Source organism: Lapillicoccus jejuensis (assembly GCF_006715055.1).
GTDB classification, from domain to species: Bacteria; Actinomycetota; Actinomycetes; order Actinomycetales; family Dermatophilaceae; genus Lapillicoccus; species Lapillicoccus jejuensis.
Genome location: NZ_VFMN01000001.1, coordinates 1,288,261 through 1,304,670, shown reverse-complemented (window position 1 = coordinate 1,304,670; position 16,410 = coordinate 1,288,261). Strand labels below are relative to the sequence as shown.

Here is a 16,410-nt window from a genome sequence, read left to right as displayed (position 1 = left end):
ATCGTCCCCCGCTCAGCGCGCCTGCGCGAGCACCCGCTCGCGCACCTCGGCGAGCGCGGTCGCGGCACCCACGGACGAGTGCGCGGGGTCGGTGACCCAGCCGGCGAGGGCGTGGTCGTCGCGGACCAGGCCGGACCGGACGTCGGCGACGGCGGCCGCGAGGAGCAGCCCGGCGCGGGGCACGGGGACGGCGTACCCGGCGGTCTCGTCGGCCCACTCCTCCGCGGCGAGCAGGAGCTCGTCGTCGACGTGGGTGCGGCGCACCTGCGTGAGCGAGCGCTCGGCCTCGGGCAGCGAGCCCACGGCCTGCGGACCGGCGGCCGCGGCGACCTCGTCGACGAGGGCGCGCAGGTGCACCTCCATGAGCCACGACGGCATCCCGCGGCCGGCGAGGACGCGGCTGAGCCAGCCCACCTGCTGCACCGCGACGTCCGCGGGCAGGGGGGCGAGCGAGACGAGCCAGGCCGAGTCGGTGGAGGCGAACCGGGAGCCGCGGGCGCCGTACCGCTCCCGGTAGTAGGGCATCGCGTCGATCGAGCCCTGCGCGGCGCGGACCGCGGCCCGCAGCAGCGACGCGTCGGTGACGATCTCGAAGGCGCCCCCGTCGGGGTTGACGAGGGCGGCGTCGCTGTCGCGGCCGTCGGCGCGGCGGTTGAGCCCCTCGAGCACCTGGCCGTAGCCCTCCTGGAGCAGCTCGGCGAGGTCGTGCCCGGGCCGGGACGCGTCGGGGACGGCGCCCGCACCCTCGCTCAGGGCGCGGGTGAGGGTCGCGGTGTCGGTGGTGCGCAGGGCGACCGTGAGCCGCTCGACCGCGACGACCGCGGCGAGGACGGCGGGGTCGGTGAGGTCCCCCGTGAGCCGTCGGTCGACGACCGAGAGCAGGACCTCCTGCGCCTCGGCGACGGCCGGCTCACGCCGCGGATGGTCCTCGTCGCTCACCCCCCGATCCTCCCGCGTCGGCGGGCTCCCGTCCGACGTGGTCCCGGACACCCGCCCTCAGGCGCGCGCCGCCCGGACCCGCCGCGCGAGGTCGGCCGCCTGCGGGGTGTCGACGACGACGAGGGCGTAGAGGTGGTCGCGCAGCACGAGGCGCAGTGCCGTCGGGCCCCGCTGGTGAGGAGGAAGACCCTCCCGTCGGCGCTGTCGAAGGTGCCGGCCGTGACGTCGCCGAACCGTCCACCGGCGAGCTTGCGGGTCGCCAGCTCGCGCGCGTCGTCCCCGGGGACGAGGTCGGCGGACACGACCTTGGTCAGCGGGATCGTCAGCACGCGGCCAGGGCGGGCCACCCGGTCGACGTCTTCGCACGAGTGTCGGACCGGTCCCTGGGAAAACCGCTTGTGCGTCGGACGCCGTACGGCGACCCTGGTGCCCGAGCCCGGCGACCTGCGCCGGCCCGTGGAGAGGAGCCGTGACATGTCCATCGCTGTCCTCGGCGCGCCCGCCGACCATCTCCTCCACGGAAGCACCCGACATGACCTCTCGCAGCACCCGCACGACCCCGGACGGCGTCCTCGCTGACGCGTCCGACCCGTCCGACGCGTCCGACCCCCTGAGCGGGGTCGACCCCCGCTTCGTCACCGACTGGCACGAGGTCGACGACGTCGACGACGGCCAGCGCTTCACGACGTACTGGGACGTCGAGCCGCTCTCGCGCGGCCCGCAGCCGCCCCCGGACTGGCTCGTCGTCGACCGCGCCGCCGTCGACACCGACCTCGGCGTGCTCAAGACGGGCAAGGAGGCCGACGTGTTCCTCCTCGAGCGGGCGGTGCCCGACGGCCCCGGCTGCGTGCTCGCCGCCAAGCGGTACCGCTCGAGCGAGCACCGCACCTTCCACCGCTCCGCCGCCTACACCGAGGGCCGCACCGTCCGGCGCTCGCGCGACGCCCGCGCGCTGCAGCGCGGGACGTCGTACGGGCGCGCGGTCGCGGCGGGGCAGTGGGCCTTCGCCGAGTGGGACGCGCTCGTGCGGCTGTACGAGGCGCGCGTCCCGGTGCCCTATCCCGTCCAGGTCGACGGGACCGAGATCCTCATGGAGCTCGTCACCGGTGTTGACGGCGACCCGGCGCCGCGGCTGGCCCCGGCGCGCCCCGGCCCGGAGCTGCTGGCCGAGTACTGGCACCAGCTGCGGGACGCGATGGCCGACCTCGCGGCGATGGGGGCCGCGCACGGCGACCTGTCGCCCTACAACATCCTCGCCACCGGGGAGCGGCTCGTCCTCATCGACCTGCCCCAGCTGGTCGACATCGTCGCCAACCCGGCCGGGCAGGACTTCCTGCTGCGTGACTGCCGCAACGTCACGTCGTGGTTCCGCTCGCGCGGGCTCGACGTCGACGCCGACGAGCTGTTCGGCGAGCTCGTCACGCAGGCGTGGGGGGCGTCGTTCCGGTGACGTTCAGCGCGGCGGCAGGCTGCGGGAGCGGCCGCGCAGCTCGGCGACGAGCGCGCCGTCGCCCTCGCGGGTCACCCGCACGTCGGTGAGACCGCTGCGCCCGTACGACGCCCGCACCACCGCCTCGGCGAGCAGGACGTCGCCCTCGTGCGCGCTGCTGACGAAGGTGACGTCGCCGCCGGCGGCGACGGTGAGGGCGCCGCGGCTGTTGCAGGCCAGTGCGAACGCGGAGTCGGCCAGGGTGAAGACGAAGCCGCCGTGCACGATGCCGTGACCGTTGACCATCCGCTCGTCGACGGTCATCCGGACGACGGCCCGGTCGGTCGTCAGCTCGACGAGCTCCATGCCGAGACCGGCCGACGCGCGGTCGTCGGCCCACATCCGGCGGGCGTGGGCCAAGCCGGTGTCGTCCTGGGAGGACGCTTCCTGCGATGCGTCGGTCACGCGTGCTCCCGGGTCAGTGCGGGGCTCGGACGGTAGCGACCGCCCGGGAAGGCGGCGTCGAGCTCGCGCAGCTGCTGCGCGACGACGTCGTACCCGAGCTCGCGTCCCCACTCGATCGGGCCGCGCGGGTAGCCCGCGCCGAGCCGCAGCGCGAGGTCGACGTCCTCGGCGCTCGCCTCCCCGCGGTCGACGAGGTCGACCGCCTCGTTGACGAGCATGGCGAGGGTGCGCGCGACCGGGTCGGTGACGAGCGGACCGCCGACCAGCTCGGCGACGCGAGCCTCGTCCGGCTGCGCGTCGACGGCGTGCCCGGCGGCGTCGTACCGGAAGACGCCGTGACCGCTCTTGCGCCCCAGCCTCCCCTGCGCGACGAGGTCCTGCTGGAGCGGCACCGGGGCGTAGCGCGGGTCGCGGTCGGTCTGTTCCCACACGCTCGTGCCGACGGCGAGGTTGACGTCCTGGCCGATGAGGTCGGTCAGCTCGAGCGGGCCGAGCTTGAAACCGGCACCGCGCAGCGCCGCGTCCAGCGTCGCCGAGCCGGCGACGCCGTCGGCGAGCATGCGGAACGCCTCGCCGTAGAACGGCCGCGCGACCCGGTTGACGACGAAGCCGGGGGTGCTGCGGCAGCGGACCGGCGTCTTGCCCCAGGCGCGCACGAGGTCGGCGGCGAAGTCGACGTACGCGCTCGCGGTCCGCTCACCGGCGACGACCTCGACGAGCGGCATCGCCGGCGCGGGGTTGAAGAAGTGCAGTCCCAGGACGCGTTCGGGGGAGGCGACGGCGTCGGCGATCCGGTCGACGTCGAGGCTGGAGGTGTTGCTGGCCAGGAGCGTGGTGCTGGGCTGGTGGTCCGAGATCTCGTGGAGCAGCGCCTGCTTGACGGCGAGGTCCTCGGTGACCGCCTCGAGGACCAGGGCGCACTCGGGCAGGTCGGTGACGGCGGCCACGACGTGCAGCCGGTCGGCGACGGCGTCGGCCTCCTCGCGGGTCGTACGGCCGCGGGCGACGCGGTCGTCGAGCCGGCGGACGATCCCGTCGACGGCGGCCCGCGCCGCGCCGTCGCGCCCGTCGACGAGGTGCACCGGGTGCCCGGCCGTGGCGGCGACCTGCGCGATGCCGGCGCCCATCGCCCCGGCCCCGACGACGGCCACCTGCCCCTGTGCCTCCATGCCCCCATCCTGCCCTCAGGCGTCGACGACGCGCAGCGCGAGCCGGACGGTGTCGCCGACGGCGACCCCCTCGGCGGTGCGGACCGCCTTCTTGAGCGGCAGGATCAGCCCCCCGCGGCGGGTGTCGGGGAAGACCGAGGTGCGCCAGACCGTCCCGCCGATCGCGACCTCGACCTTGACGGCGCCGAACCCGCGCTGCGGTAGCCGCGCCGTCCGGGCGTCGATGTCGTCGGTGACGTCCGGCGGGAGCGTGACGAAGGCCCACTTGGCGAAGGACTCGGTCTCCCAGACCGTCACCTCGACGTCGTACTCCCAGCCGCCCTCGTCCGCCACGGCCCCATCATCCCCGTCCGGACACAGGAAACCCCACGTCCTGGCGAGCCGAGGGCCTGCCTGACGTGGGGTTTCCTGTGTCTCGACGGGTCAGGCGCCGCTCGCGGCGATGACGTCGGCGTAGAACAGCGCCGAGTCCTTGAGGACGCGCTCCTGGGTGTCGTAGTCGACGTGGGTGATGCCGAAGCGGCGGTCGTAGCCCCAGGCCCACTCGAAGTTGTCGAGCAGCGACCACAGCTGGTAGCCGCGCACGTCGGCGCCGGCGTCCATCGCGTCGCGGACGGCGAGCAGGTGCGTCCGTACGTAGTCCGTGCGCAGCTCGTCGTGCACCCGCGGCTCCCCGTCCTCGAGCACGACCTCGTCCGCGAACGCGGCGCCGTTCTCGGTGACCATGAGCGGCAGGTCGGGGTAGGTGCGGCTGGTCCGCACGAGCAGCTCGGTGAGGCCGGACGGGTCGACGAGCCAGCCCATCGCGGTCCGCAGCCCGTCCTCGAGCACGAAGTCCGCGTCGGCGATCCCGACCCACGGCACGTGCTCGCTGACCATGTGCCCGTCCTCCATGACCCGCGGGCTCACGCCGTCCCACTTCTGCACGACCGAGGTCGTGTAGTAGTTGACGCCGAGCACGTCGAGCGGCTGGTGGATGTCGGCGAGGTCGCCGTCCTGGACGAAGCCCCAGTCGGTGACGTGGGCGGTGTCCTGGACGAGGTCGTCGGGCAGCACCCCCTCGAGCTGCGGCTGGAGGAAGGCCCGGTTGCCCAGGGCGTCCATCCGACGCACGAGGTCGAGGTCGTCGGCCGACGACGGGTCCGCCGGGTGGACGACGTGCAGGTTGTGCGTGACGGACATCCGCGCCGAGGGGAGCACGGCGCGGACGGCCTGGCACGCCAGACCGTGCGCGAGGTTGAGGTGGTGCACGGCCTTGAGCGCCGACTCGCCGTCGGTGCGGCCGGGCGCGTGCACCCCGGAGGCGTAGCCGAGGTAGGCCGAGCACCACGGCTCGTTGAGCGTCGTCCACGTGTGCACGCGGTCACCGAGGGCCTCGGCGACGGCCGTCGCGTACGGACCGAACGCCTCGGCGGTCGAGCGCGCCGCCCAGCCGCCCCCGTCCTCGAGCTCCTGCGGCAGGTCCCAGTGGTAGAGCGTGACGATCGGCTGGATCCCGGCGCCGAGCAGCTCGTCGACGAGCCGGTCGTAGAACGCCAGCCCGGCGGCGTTGACCGGTCCGCGGCCGTGCGGCACGACCCGCGGCCACGCGACCGAGAACCGGTAGGACTGCAGCCCGAGCCGTCTCATCAGCGCGACGTCCTGCGGCATCCGGTGGTAGTGGTCGGCGGCGACGTCGCCCGTCTCGCCGCGGCGCACCTTGCCCGGGGTGTGGCTGAAGGTGTCCCAGATCGACGGCGTGCGGCCGTCCTCGGCGACGGCGCCCTCGATCTGGTAGCTCGCCGTGGCGCTGCCGAAGAGGAACCCCTCCGGGAAGGTCAGCCGCGGGTCGAGGGCGGTCGCCGTCGCGGGCCGGACGGGGGTGGGGGTGGTGGTCACGCGGAGGCTCCTGAGGTCGTGAGCGGTCGGGTGGTCGGGTCGGTGCGGCCGCCGTCGGCCGGGTCGCCGCCGCGGTGCCGCAGCAGCTGGTTGGCGGAGCGCAGGACGCGGGCGGACGTGAGCTCGGTCGGGTCGGCGCCGACGGCGCCGCGGACGTGGAAGACGTGCGTCTCGCCGGGCAGCACGGTGACCATCCCGTCGTCGACGGTCGCGTCGGGGTCGACCTTGTCGACGAGCAGGCAGACGTCGCGCTGCACGCTCGCGGCGGTGACCCGCACCGAGCAGCCGCCGGCCTCGGGCTCGGCGACCGCCTCGGCCCACCCGTCGACGAGCGCGAGGTCCTTCGGCTCGGCGAACCAGTGCACCGTCCGTGCGCCGGGTGCGGTGGCGACGAGCAGCTCGTCGTACGGCGACACGTCGGTCACCACCGCGCGCGGCAGCGTCACCGTGTGCGTGCCCCGGGCGGGGACGTCGAGGGCGACCGTGGTCATGGCGCGCTGGGTGCCGTCGAGACGCAGCCGGCGCACGTCGACGGAGCCACGCCACGGCTCACCCGTGTCGTTGCCGGCGACGAGGGCGAGACCGCCGTCGCGCGGCTGCACGGTGAGGACGCGGTCGGCGTAGGCGTGCCGCAGCGCGAACCACAGCGGCTTGCGCCGGCCGTCGCCGTCGACGGCCGCCCACGAGGTGACCGGCCAGCAGTCGTTGAGCTGCCACACGATCGTGCCCGCGTTGCGCGGGTGCCACGAGCGGAAGTGCTCGATCCCGAACGCGACGGCGTGCGCCTGCTGCAGCTGCATGGCCCAGTGCCAGTCCTCGAGGTCGGTGACCGGGTCGGCGGGGACGGGCAGGTGCGGCGCGATACCGCGGCTCAGCTTGAGGTCGCCGTCCTCGGCCTTCTGGTGCGCCCGCATGCCGGGCGAGTCGGGGCCGAGGGGCTCGTCGTGCAGCGCGCGGGTCAGCGTCGCCCAGGTCGGGGGACCCTGGTAGCCGAACTCGCTGACGAACCGCGCGCGGTAGTCGCGGTAGAGCGTGTAGTCCTCACGGTTCCAGACGTCCCAGACGTGCATCGTGCCGTGGTCGGGGTCGTTGGGGTGCCGGGTCTCGTCGAACGACCACGGGCTGCCGGGGGAGTAGGGGCGGGTCGGGTCGAGCCGCTCGAGCAGCCGGGGCAGCACGTCGAGGTAGTAGCCGCGCCCCCAGGAGAGGTCGCCGAGCTCGGCCTTCCAGTCCCAGTCCCCGTGGCCCCAGAGGTTCTCGTTGTTGCCGTTCCAGACCACCAGGCTCGGGTGGGGGGCGAGCCGGGTGACGGCCTCGGTCGCCTCGGCGACGACCTCCGAGGAGAGCGGGGGCTCCTCGGCGTAGGCGGCGCAGGCGAAGAGGAAGTCCTGCCAGAGCAGGACGCCCTGCTCGTCGCACAGGTCGTAGAGGTCGTCGGACTCGTAGAGCCCGCCGCCCCAGACCCTCAGGAGGTTCATCCCGGCCTCGGTCGCGTCGGCGAGCCGCCGCGCGTAGCGCTCGCGGTCGACGCGGTGCGGGAAGCAGTCGTCGGGGATCCAGTTGGCCCCGCGCACGAGGACGGGCTCGTCGTTGACCGACAGCACGAACGGGGTGCCGTCGGCGTCCGGGGCCGTGTCCAGCGCGACGGACCGGAAGCCCGTACGACGCCCCCACGTGTCGAGGACGTCGCCGGTCGCCGCGTCGGAGAGGGTCACCTCGACGTCGTACAGCGGCTGGTCGCCGTGGCCGCGGGGCCACCACCGCCGCACGCCGGGGACGTCGAGCGCGACGACGAGGTGGCCGTTGGTCGTCTCGGCGGTCGTCCCCACGTCGAGGCCGTGACCGTGGACGCGGGCCGTGACCCGCAGCGGCACCGGGCTGGTGGCCGCCGGGTCGCGGACGACGTCGACGGGCAGCTCGACGCGGCCGGTGTCGCCGTCGACGGTGACGAGCGCACGCACGTCACCCAGGCGGGCCGTGCGCCAGCGGTCGACCAGGACCGGGCGCCACAGGCCGGCCGTGACGAGGTCCGGGCCCCAGTCCCAGCCGAAGTTGCAGGCCATCTTGCGGACGGCGTTGAAGGGGTGGGCGTTGGTGTGCACCCGCGGCCCCTGGCTCGTGCTCATCGCCTCCGCCGCGTCGAGCTGGGCGGCGAGGTCGACGACGAGCTCGTGGTCGGCGTCGGCACCGAGGTGCGGCGTGACGTCGTACCGGTGGGTCCGGTGCTGGTTGCGCGGCGAGCCGAGGTGGTGCCCGTCGAGGCGCACCTCGGCGACGGTGTCGACCCCGAGCAGGACGAGCTCGACCCGCTCCCCCGGGCGGGGCGGGTCGAGCCGCAGCGGGGCCGTGTAGCGCCACGCCGTCCGGCCGACCCACTGCAGGGCGGCCTCGTTCTCGTCGAGATAGGGGTCGGGGACCAGCCCGGCCGCGAGCAGGTCGGTGTGCACGGTGCCGGGGACGGTGGCCGGGACCTCGCGGTCCACCAGCTCGGGCGGCACCTGGCCGCCCGTGGCCCGCAGGGTCCAGGACGCGTGGAGGGGTGTCCTCACTTGACCGCCCCCGCGGTGACGCCGGCGACGAAGTTCTTCTGCGCCAGCAGGAAGCCGACGACGACGGGGATCGAGACGACGAGCGAGGCGGCCATGATCTGGTTCCAGTAGACGTTGGTCTGGGTCGAGTACTCCCGCAGCCCGACGGCCAGGGTGCGGTTGGTGTCGTTGGTCATCACGGAGGCGAAGAGGACCTCGCCCCAGGCGGTCATGAAGGCGTAGATGGCGACGGCGATCACGCCCGGACGGGCCGCGGGGAGCACGACCCGCCACAGCGCGCCCATCGGGCCGCAGCCGTCGACCATGGCCGCCTCGTCCAGCTCGCGCGGGATCGAGTCGAAGTATCCGACGAGCATCCAGATCGAGAAGGGGAGCGTGAAGGTCAGGTAGGTGACGATCAGGCCGAGCCGTGACCCGACCAGCTGGAGACCAGTGGTGGAGTGGATGTTGGTGAAGATGAGGAAGAGGGGGAGCAGGAAGAGGACTCCCGGGAACATCTGCGTCGACAGCACCGTCGTGGTGAAGACCGAGCGCCCGCGGAAGGTGAAGCGCGAGACCGCGAAGGCGGACAGCACCGCCAGCACGACGCTGGCCACCGTCGCGGCCCCGGAGACCACGACGCTGTTGACGAAGTAGCGGGCCAGGGGGACGGTCGACCACATGTCGACGAACGGCGACACGGTGATCGTGCTCGGCCACCAGGTGAAGGTGCCCTGCACGTCGCGCAGCGGCTTGAGCGCCGAGGTGACCATGGCGTAGAGCGGGACGAGGACGAAGAGCCCGAGCACGACGAGGACGACGGCGCGGAACGTCTTGAAGCCGACGGTGTCACGCATGGCGCGGGGTCCTCTCGCGGCGGTTGGTGGCGACGAGGTAGACCGCCGTGACGACGAGCAGGAAGAGCAGGAGCATCACCGACATCGCGGCCCCCAGACCGAAGTTCCAGGTGAGGAACGACGCGTTGTAGATATGGAAGCTGATGAGGTCGCCGCCCGTGGGCTGCCCGGTGCCGAAGAGCACGTACGGCGTGTTGAAGTCGCTGAACGTCCACAGGAACAGGACGAGCACGAGGACGAGGTTGACCGGTCGCAGCGACGGGAGGGTGATCGAGCGCCACTGGCGCACGTTGCCCGCGCCGTCGACGGACGCGGCCTCGTACAGCTCGGTGGGCACGGACTGCAGACCGGCCATGATCGTGAGGAACGCGAACGGCCACAGCTTCCACACGGCGACGACGACGATGGAGACGAACGCGTTGGAGCCGAGCAGCCAGAAGGGCCGGTCGCCGGTGAGGTGCAGGTTGTCGACGAGCAGGTGGTTCACCAGGCCGGTGTCGCGCTGGAGCATGAAGTTCCAGGTGAGGATGCCGGCGTAGGCCGGCAACGCGTAGGGCACCAGGAAGAGGGTGCGCACGACACCGCGTCCTCGGAAGGGTTGTTGCAGCGCGACGGCGGCGGCCATGCCGAGGCCCCAGGAGAAGACGACGGCGGCGAGGGAGAAGCCCAGGGTGACGCCGAAGGAGACCAGGAGCTTCTGCCCGATGCTCGAGTCGAGGTCCACCGCGACGCGGTAGTTGGCCAGGCCGCTCCACGGGGCGGCCGACCAGTTCGCGAGGAAGAACTTGGTCAGCCGCACGAAGCTCATCCAGATGCCGACGAGCATCGGCAGGATGTGGACGAGCAGCTCCATGACCACCGCGGGGGCGAGCAGGGCGTAGGGCAGCCAGCGGTTCCCGCGCGACGGCGGGCGCGTGAGGCGGGAGCGTCGCGTACGACGCCCCGCCTCGGCGCCCGCCGTGCGCGCGGCGGTGCCGGCGCCGACGGTGGTGGTGCCGGCGCTCATGCTCAGCCCCCCGCCGCCGCGGTGACCTGGTCCTGCGCGTCCTTCAGCGCGGACTTGACGTCGTCGGCGGAGACGGTCCCGCCGGTGGCGATCTTGGCGAACATCGAGTTCATCGCCTTGCCCACGGTGGACTCGAACTGGTCCTCGGCCGCGACGAGCGGCAGCGGCTTGGACATGTTCGCGTAGATGTCCTGGAAGGTCTTGGCCTCCTCGGCGTTGTCCGTGAAGACGGGGGTCTCGCCCTGGAGCACCGGCAGCGCCGCGAACGGCTTGTCGAGGGTCTTCTGGGTCTCGGCCGACGTCATGTACTTGACGAACTGCAGGGCCGCGTCCTTGTTCTTCGTGTTGGCCATCACCGACAGGTTGATGCCCGCGATGAAGGTGGCGATCTTCTGCCCGCCGCTCGGGGAGGGGAAGGGCACGACGCCGTACGCGTCGGACTTCATGCCGTTGGACTGGATCGAGTTGTCGGCGTTGTTCTGGTTGAGGATCATCGCGACCTTGCCGGTGGCGAAGTCGTTGACCGACTTGGTGCCGTTGTCGTACTGCGCGTTGCTGGGGTTGACGACCTTGTCCTTCTGCATGAGGTCGAGGTAGCGCAGGACGCCCTGGACGTTCTCGTCGCCGGTGAAGGTCGGCTTCCCCTTGTCGTCGAACCAGCTGCCGCCGTTCTGGCTGCCGTTGATGAACGCGAAGTGCACGTTCTCGGTGTAGCTGCCCGCGGCGAGCGAGAAGCCGTACTGCTGCTTGGCCGGGTCGGTCAGCTTCTGCGCGGCGCTGACCATCTCCTCCCACGTCGTCGGCGGCTGGAGGTTGGCCGCCTTGAACATGGCCTTGTTGTAGTAGAGGCCGTAGGCCAGACCGTAGAGCGGGACCGACGTCGGGTCCTGACCGGGCGCGCCGCCGGTGTCGAGGGCGGCCTTGACGAACTTGTCCTTGCCGCCGATGGCCTGCATGGCCGAGTCGTCGTACGGCAGGAAGGCGCCGGTGGCCTGGAGGGAGGAGGCCCACGTGTTGCCGATGTTGAGGACGTCGGGACCGGAGCCGGAGGTAATCGCCGTCTGGATCCGCGTCTGCAGGTCGTTCCACCCGATGACCTCGAGGTTGACCTTGATGCCCGTCTGCTGCTGGAACTTCTGCAGGACCGGGGTGAGCACTTCCTTGTCGTTGTCCAGGCTGGTGCCCTGGTTGCTCGCCCAGTAGGTGAGCGTGGTGCCGGCCGCTGCGGTGCCCCCCGAGCCGCCACTCGAACCGCTGCTGCTGCTGCAGGCGGCGATCGAGAGGGCGAGCACGGGCACGGTGGCGGCGACGAGGATGGCACGTCGTGTCACGGTGGACTCCCTTGTCCTTGCTGGGCCTCCCGGGCCGGGATCGGCGGGTGGAGGCGGGTGCAGCGAGCATTGCCGAACCGGTTAAGAAGGTCAATCGAACCGGTTAAGTTCGTGACCTGATCGTGACCTCTGCGAATCGGATTCGGGTCGGTCGGCTCGGGTCCTGACCCGAGCCGAGTGGGCCGAATCCGATTCGGGTGGGTCCGCCGACGGTGCCGGACGGGTCAGCGGGCGAGCGGACCGGTGGTGTCGCGCACGAGCAGCGTGCCCACCGGGGAGACCCGGTGGGTCTGGGTGCCGCCGTCGATGAGGTGGTAGAGCAGGTCGGTCGCGAGACGGGCCTTCTCCATGAGGCCGTGGTCCATCGCCGTCAGCCGCGGGCGCGAGGTGTGGCACAGCACCGAGTCGTCCCAGGCGAGCACGGACAGCTGGTCGGGGACGCCGACGCCGAGGTCGGCGGCCGCCTTGAGGGCCGCGGTGGCCATGATGTCGTTGCCGGCGACGATCGCGGTCGGGCGGGTGCGCGCCGAGAGCCCGAGCAGCCGGGTCGTCGCCTCCTCACCGGACGCGAACTCGTAGGTGCCCTCCACGTGGCGTACGGCGAGCCCGCGGTCCTCGCCTTCGCGCTGCATCGTCTCGACCCGGACCCGCTCGTGCAGGTACGCCGTCGGGCCGCTGAGGTGCGCGATCCGCTTGTGCCCCAACGACTTCAGGTGGTCGAGCATGACCCGCACCGTCTCGCTCTCCGGGGTGACGAGCCGGCCGATGCCGTCCTCCTTGGCCACCGAGGTGACCATGACGCCCGGCACCTGGAGCGAGTGCAGCAGCGGCACGCGCGGGTCGTCGTCGTGCTCGTCGTAGAGGATGAAGCCGTCGACGCGGCCCTGGCGGGCCCAGCGCCGGTAGACGTGCAGGTCCTCCCCGCGCTCCCCGGTCAGGCGCAGCAGCAGCTGGCCGTCGGCGTCGTTGAGGTACTGCTCGACCCCGAAGAGCGTGCGCATGTAGAAGCCCTCGGCGGTGATCACCTCGGGGTCGCGGGCGATGACGATGCCGATCGTCCCGGTCCGCGCGGCGGACAGCGCGACCGCGGCCGAGCTCGCGTGGAAGCCGAGCTCGTCGGCGAGCGCCAGTACCCGCTCGCGCGTCTCCGCGCTCACCCCGGGCCGGCCGTTGAGCGCGTAGGACACCGACGCCTTGCTGATGCCCAGGCGCGCGGCGATGTCACTGATGGTGACCCGCTCCCGGCGCCCGCTGCTCACGCCCGGCATCCTCCCAGACCCGGGCGAGGACGCCGTACGACGTCTCGCCGGGGCGCCGTACGGCGACTCACTCGAAGGGGGTCGGGTCCCCGGCACCCACGCGCGTGACCTCGGGGTAGCCCGAGGACCAGTCGACGACCGTCGTCGGGACGGCGGTGCACTCGCCGTCGACGACGACGTCGACGACGTGGTCGAGCTCGTCCTTGACGATCCAGCCCTCGGTCATCGCGTCCTCGTGGCCGGGCAGGATGAGGGTGCTCGACAGCAGCGGCTCGCCGAGCGCCTCGAGGATGGCGCGGGTCACGCGGTGGTCCGGCAGGCGCACGCCGACGGTCTTCTTCTTCGGCTGGAGCAGCCGCCGCGGCACCTCCTTCGTCGCCGGCAGGATGAACGTGTACGGCCCGGGGGTCGCGGCCTTGACCGACCGGAAGACGCGGTTGTCGACCTGGACGAGCTGGCCCAGCTGGGCGAAGTCGTGGCACACCAGCGTGTAGTGGTGCCTGTCGTCGAGGTGCCGGATGGCGGCGATCCGGTCCTTGCCGTCGTGGTTGCCGACGGTGCAGCCGAGCGCGTAGCCCGAGTCCGTCGGGTACGCGATGAGGGCGCCGTCGCGCAGCCGGTCGACGACCTGGCCGACCGCTCGGGCCTGCGGGTCCTCGGGGTGGATGTCGACGAAACGGGCCATCGGGTCAGCGCCGGTCGTCGGGCAGGACGGCGTTGAGCAGCATCGAGACGACGCTGACGACGAGCGCCCCGAGGACCGCGTCCCAGAAGAACGACTGCACGTGGAAGCCGAGACCGAGCTGGCCCGAGAGGTACGACGTCAGCTCGAGCATGAGCGCGTTGATGACGAGGGTGAAGAGCCCGAGCGAGAGCCAGATCAGCGGCAGCGAGAAGAACTTGACGACCGGCTTCACCGCGGCGTTGACGAGGCCGAAGACGAGCGCGACGAGGACGACGCCGACGACCGTGCCGGTCGCCGACGACCCGCGGGCGAAGTCGATGCCGGCGATGAGGGCGCCCGCGACCCACAGGGCGACGGCGTTGACACCGGTCTTGAGGCCGATCCGCACGAGCGTGGTCATGGCTCCATCGTGGCACGGCGGCGTGAGCCGCGGCGCTACCGTGACGGCATGAGCACCGTCGCCGAGCCGTCCGTGACGCCGCCCAGTGAGCCCCAGGAGGAGCCGCCGCTGAGCGACACCGAGGAGGTGCGGCTGCGCGCGGCGCTGGCCGCGCTGCCGGCGTACGTGCCCGGCAAGCCGGCCGCCGCTCTGCCCGGCCAGGTGACCTACAAGGTCTCGAGCAACGAGAACCCGTACGCGCCGCTCGAGTCGGTGCAGAAGGTCGTCGCCGAGTCCGCGGCGACCATCAACCGGTACCCCGACATGGCCGTCACCGCGCTCACCGCGCGGATCGCCGAGGCCGTGGGGGTGTCGCCGGAGAACGTCGCGACCGGCACCGGCAGCGTGGGCCTGCTCAGCCACGTCGTCCAGGCGATGTGCGACGCGGGCGACGAGGTCGTCTACGCGTGGCGCTCGTTCGAGGCCTACCCGATCGTCGTGGCCGTCGCCGGGGCGGTGTCGGTGCAGGTGCCGCTCGGGCCGGACGGCCGCCACCGGCTCGACGCGATGGCCGACGCGGTGACCGACCGGACCAAGGTCGTCATCGTCTGCACGCCGAACAACCCGACCGGCCCGAGCGTCACCGCCGCCGAGCTCGACGCGTTCCTCGCGCGGGTGCCGCGCACGGTGCTCGTCGTCCTCGACGAGGCCTACCTCGAGTTCGTCACCGACGACGCCGCCCCCGACGCGGTCGCCGTATGGCGCGCGCACCCGAACGTCATGGTCCTGCGCACCTTCTCCAAGGCCTACGGGCTCGCGGGGCTGCGCGTCGGGTACGCCGTCGCCCACCCGCGGGTCGCGGCGGCGCTGCGGCAGACCGCGACGCCGTTCGGGGTCAGCTCGATCGCGCAGGCGGCGGCCATCGCCTCGCTCGACGCGTACGGCGAGCTGCGGGAGCGGGTGACGGCGCTGGTCGCCGAGCGTGAGCGGGTGTCGGCCGGCCTGGCCGAGCAGGGCTGGCGGCTGCCGGCGTCGCAGGCCAACTTCGTGTGGTTCCCGCTCGGCGCCGAGTCGGCAGCTTTCGCCGCCGCGTGCGACGCGGCGGGTCTCGTCGTGCGGCGGTACGGCGACGACGGCGTCCGCGTGACGATCGCCGAGCCCGAGGCCAACACCCGCCTGCTCGAGGTCGCCCGCTCCTTCGGCCCCCGCTGACCGCATCGCGCACACCGTCGTCACAGTCCGGACACCGGGGACGGTGTGCCGAGCGTGACGAGGGTCTGCGCGGTGGCGTCGGCGAGCGCGAGAGCGCGCTCGACACGGCGCCGCAGGACGGCGACGTCGTCCAGCTCGGACCAGATGATGCGCAGCACGACCCACCCGAGCTCGCGCAGTCGGTCCTCGCGGACCTTCTCCGTCACCAGGACGTCGCTGGGGCACCGCTCGAGCCGGTAGGGGTCGGCCCGCGAGTACTTGACGAACCCGTCGAACTCGACGAGCAGGCGGGTCCCGGCGACCCGCAGATCGGAGACGGCGAGGAAGTCCCCGTCCGTGACCGCGTACTGCGACTCCAGCGTCAGACCCATGAGCGTCAGCGCCAGCCGCGTCCGGGTCTCACCCGGCGACTCGGCCTTCCCGTCCACGTGGCCCAGGATGCGCCGGACCCCGGCGGAACCCGGCCCGCGCAGAAGGTCGAGGGCCTCGTCCAACGCGTCGGTCGTGACGAGTCCACGGTGGACGGCTGCGTCGGCCGCCACCAGCGAGCTCACCGCGCTCCCGAGCAGTCCCGCTTGCACCACGGCGACGGCCGGCTCGACCGACGTCGCGTCGTGCCCGGCTCCGTCGACGCATCGGTGCAGGGTCAGCCCGGGTCGGCGGCGGGAGTGGTCGTCCTGCGTCCTCATCAGGTGGACCTGGCGCAGGTCGGCGGCGTAGGTGGGCAGCCCGTGCATGACGAGCGCCGAGTGGTGGCTGGCCACCGCCGCCCCGTCCAGCTGGAGGACGAGCGCACGGGTTCGCTGGGCGTGGTCGTGTCGGCGTCGCTCCCAGGCCGACCGGTCGTCGTCCTGCGCGAGGGAGTACCACCCCCGCACGAGGGGCTTGAGCACCCCGGAGGCGGACCAGCGGGCGATCTCCCGAGCGGTGACGCCGTACCGGCGCAGGTCGGCGACACGGACGAGGCCGTCCGCGTCGGCCATGGCCGCGAGCTCGACCGGGACGAGGGGGACAGGGGTCATGTGACCGAGCCTGTCGTCCCGCGCCAGCGCCGACCTGGCCCCGAGGCTGGAGCTGTGGACAACGCCCTGCGCTCCGGGGGGTTGTGGACGACCGGTGCGCACACCGTCGTGACGCCCCGGACACCGTGCACGGTGTGCTGGAGGTGACGGAGGTGTCCGCGACGGGGCCCGGGCACGGTGCGTGCGTACGGAGACACCCCCGGACCGGGCTAGATTGTGCCTCGCACGGCACGACGGGGCGCCGCGGTCAC

The 16,410-nt window shown here is 72.8% G+C and carries 15 protein-coding genes; 2 read left to right on the top strand and 13 right to left on the bottom strand.

What is annotated here, in order from left to right; translation table 11 throughout:
- Positions 1-12: 12 nt before the first annotated feature.
- Positions 13-939, bottom strand: coding sequence for a hypothetical protein (locus FB458_RS06210; protein WP_141847693.1), 927 nt, complete (start codon positions 937-939; stop codon positions 13-15).
- Between the two features lie 532 nt (positions 940-1,471).
- Here FB458_RS06210 and FB458_RS06205 point away from each other — a divergent pair.
- Complete coding sequence (locus tag FB458_RS06205) at positions 1,472-2,389, top strand: serine protein kinase RIO (protein ID WP_141847691.1); 918 nt, start codon at positions 1,472-1,474, stop codon at positions 2,387-2,389.
- Positions 2,390-2,392: 3 nt separating this feature from the next.
- On the opposite strand, the gene paaI is transcribed toward FB458_RS06205, so the two are convergent.
- The 11 genes from paaI to FB458_RS06150 form a co-directional block, all read right to left on the bottom strand.
- Positions 2,393-2,833: a hydroxyphenylacetyl-CoA thioesterase PaaI gene (paaI, locus tag FB458_RS06200; protein WP_246061089.1), complete on the bottom strand. Its 441-nt coding sequence runs from the start codon at positions 2,831-2,833 to the stop codon at positions 2,393-2,395.
- On the bottom strand, positions 2,830-4,002 hold the full coding sequence (locus FB458_RS06195; protein WP_141847689.1) for a 3-hydroxyacyl-CoA dehydrogenase NAD-binding domain-containing protein: 1,173 nt from the start codon (positions 4,000-4,002) through the stop codon (positions 2,830-2,832). Before FB458_RS06195 ends, paaI begins: the two co-directional genes overlap by 4 nt.
- A gap of 15 nt (positions 4,003-4,017) precedes the next feature.
- On the bottom strand, positions 4,018-4,335 hold the full coding sequence (locus FB458_RS06190) for a DUF1905 domain-containing protein (protein WP_246061088.1): 318 nt from the start codon (positions 4,333-4,335) through the stop codon (positions 4,018-4,020).
- Positions 4,336-4,425: 90 nt separating this feature from the next.
- Complete coding sequence (locus FB458_RS06185) at positions 4,426-5,880, bottom strand: GH1 family beta-glucosidase (protein ID WP_141847687.1); 1,455 nt, start codon at positions 5,878-5,880, stop codon at positions 4,426-4,428.
- On the bottom strand, positions 5,877-8,429 hold the full coding sequence (locus FB458_RS06180) for a glycoside hydrolase family 2 protein (RefSeq protein ID WP_141847685.1): 2,553 nt from the start codon (positions 8,427-8,429) through the stop codon (positions 5,877-5,879). Before FB458_RS06180 ends, FB458_RS06185 begins: the two co-directional genes overlap by 4 nt.
- Positions 8,426-9,265 carry a carbohydrate ABC transporter permease gene (locus tag FB458_RS06175; RefSeq protein ID WP_141847683.1) on the bottom strand — a complete coding sequence of 280 codons (840 nt, stop codon included), beginning with the start codon at positions 9,263-9,265 and terminating at the stop codon, positions 8,426-8,428. The genes FB458_RS06180 and FB458_RS06175 overlap by 4 nt, the downstream gene beginning before the upstream one ends.
- Positions 9,258-10,271, bottom strand: coding sequence for a carbohydrate ABC transporter permease (locus tag FB458_RS06170; RefSeq protein WP_141847682.1), 1,014 nt, complete (start codon positions 10,269-10,271; stop codon positions 9,258-9,260). Before FB458_RS06170 ends, FB458_RS06175 begins: the two co-directional genes overlap by 8 nt.
- A 2-nt stretch (positions 10,272-10,273) precedes the next feature.
- Positions 10,274-11,602 carry an ABC transporter substrate-binding protein gene (locus FB458_RS06165; protein WP_141847680.1) on the bottom strand — a complete coding sequence of 443 codons (1,329 nt, stop codon included), beginning with the start codon at positions 11,600-11,602 and terminating at the stop codon, positions 10,274-10,276.
- 224 nt (positions 11,603-11,826) lie between these two features.
- A complete protein-coding gene (locus tag FB458_RS06160) occupies positions 11,827-12,861 on the bottom strand; it encodes a LacI family DNA-binding transcriptional regulator (RefSeq protein ID WP_211355947.1) in 1,035 nt (344 codons plus the stop codon).
- A gap of 67 nt (positions 12,862-12,928) precedes the next feature.
- Positions 12,929-13,546, bottom strand: coding sequence for an L-threonylcarbamoyladenylate synthase (locus tag FB458_RS06155; RefSeq protein WP_141847676.1), 618 nt, complete (start codon positions 13,544-13,546; stop codon positions 12,929-12,931).
- A 4-nt stretch (positions 13,547-13,550) separates the two neighbouring features.
- Positions 13,551-13,946 (bottom strand): phage holin family protein, encoded by a 396-nt coding sequence (locus FB458_RS06150; protein WP_141847674.1) that lies wholly within the window; start codon positions 13,944-13,946, stop codon positions 13,551-13,553.
- Between the two features lie 48 nt (positions 13,947-13,994).
- Here FB458_RS06150 and hisC point away from each other — a divergent pair, with 48 nt between their 5' ends.
- Positions 13,995-15,137, top strand: coding sequence for a histidinol-phosphate transaminase (hisC, locus tag FB458_RS06145; RefSeq protein WP_141847671.1), 1,143 nt, complete (start codon positions 13,995-13,997; stop codon positions 15,135-15,137).
- Positions 15,138-15,157: 20 nt separating this feature from the next.
- Here hisC and FB458_RS06140 read toward each other — a convergent pair whose 3' ends face one another.
- Positions 15,158-16,159 carry a hypothetical protein gene (locus FB458_RS06140; protein ID WP_141847669.1) on the bottom strand — a complete coding sequence of 334 codons (1,002 nt, stop codon included), beginning with the start codon at positions 16,157-16,159 and terminating at the stop codon, positions 15,158-15,160.
- Positions 16,160-16,410: the final 251 nt, after the last annotated feature.

Coding starts and splice junctions, on each gene's coding strand:
- FB458_RS06175 (WP_141847683.1), bottom strand. CDS start 9,265: ATGCGTGACACCGTCGGCTTCAAGACGTTCCGCGCCGTCGTCCTCGTC.
- hisC (WP_141847671.1), top strand. CDS start 13,995: ATGAGCACCGTCGCCGAGCCGTCCGTGACGCCGCCCAGTGAGCCCCAG.
- FB458_RS06205 (WP_141847691.1), top strand. CDS start 1,472: ATGACCTCTCGCAGCACCCGCACGACCCCGGACGGCGTCCTCGCTGAC.
- FB458_RS06155 (WP_141847676.1), bottom strand. CDS start 13,546: ATGGCCCGTTTCGTCGACATCCACCCCGAGGACCCGCAGGCCCGAGCG.
- FB458_RS06195 (WP_141847689.1), bottom strand. CDS start 4,002: ATGGAGGCACAGGGGCAGGTGGCCGTCGTCGGGGCCGGGGCGATGGGC.
- FB458_RS06140 (WP_141847669.1), bottom strand. CDS start 16,159: ATGACCCCTGTCCCCCTCGTCCCGGTCGAGCTCGCGGCCATGGCCGAC.
- FB458_RS06170 (WP_141847682.1), bottom strand. CDS start 10,271: ATGAGCGCCGGCACCACCACCGTCGGCGCCGGCACCGCCGCGCGCACG.
- FB458_RS06150 (WP_141847674.1), bottom strand. CDS start 13,946: ATGACCACGCTCGTGCGGATCGGCCTCAAGACCGGTGTCAACGCCGTC.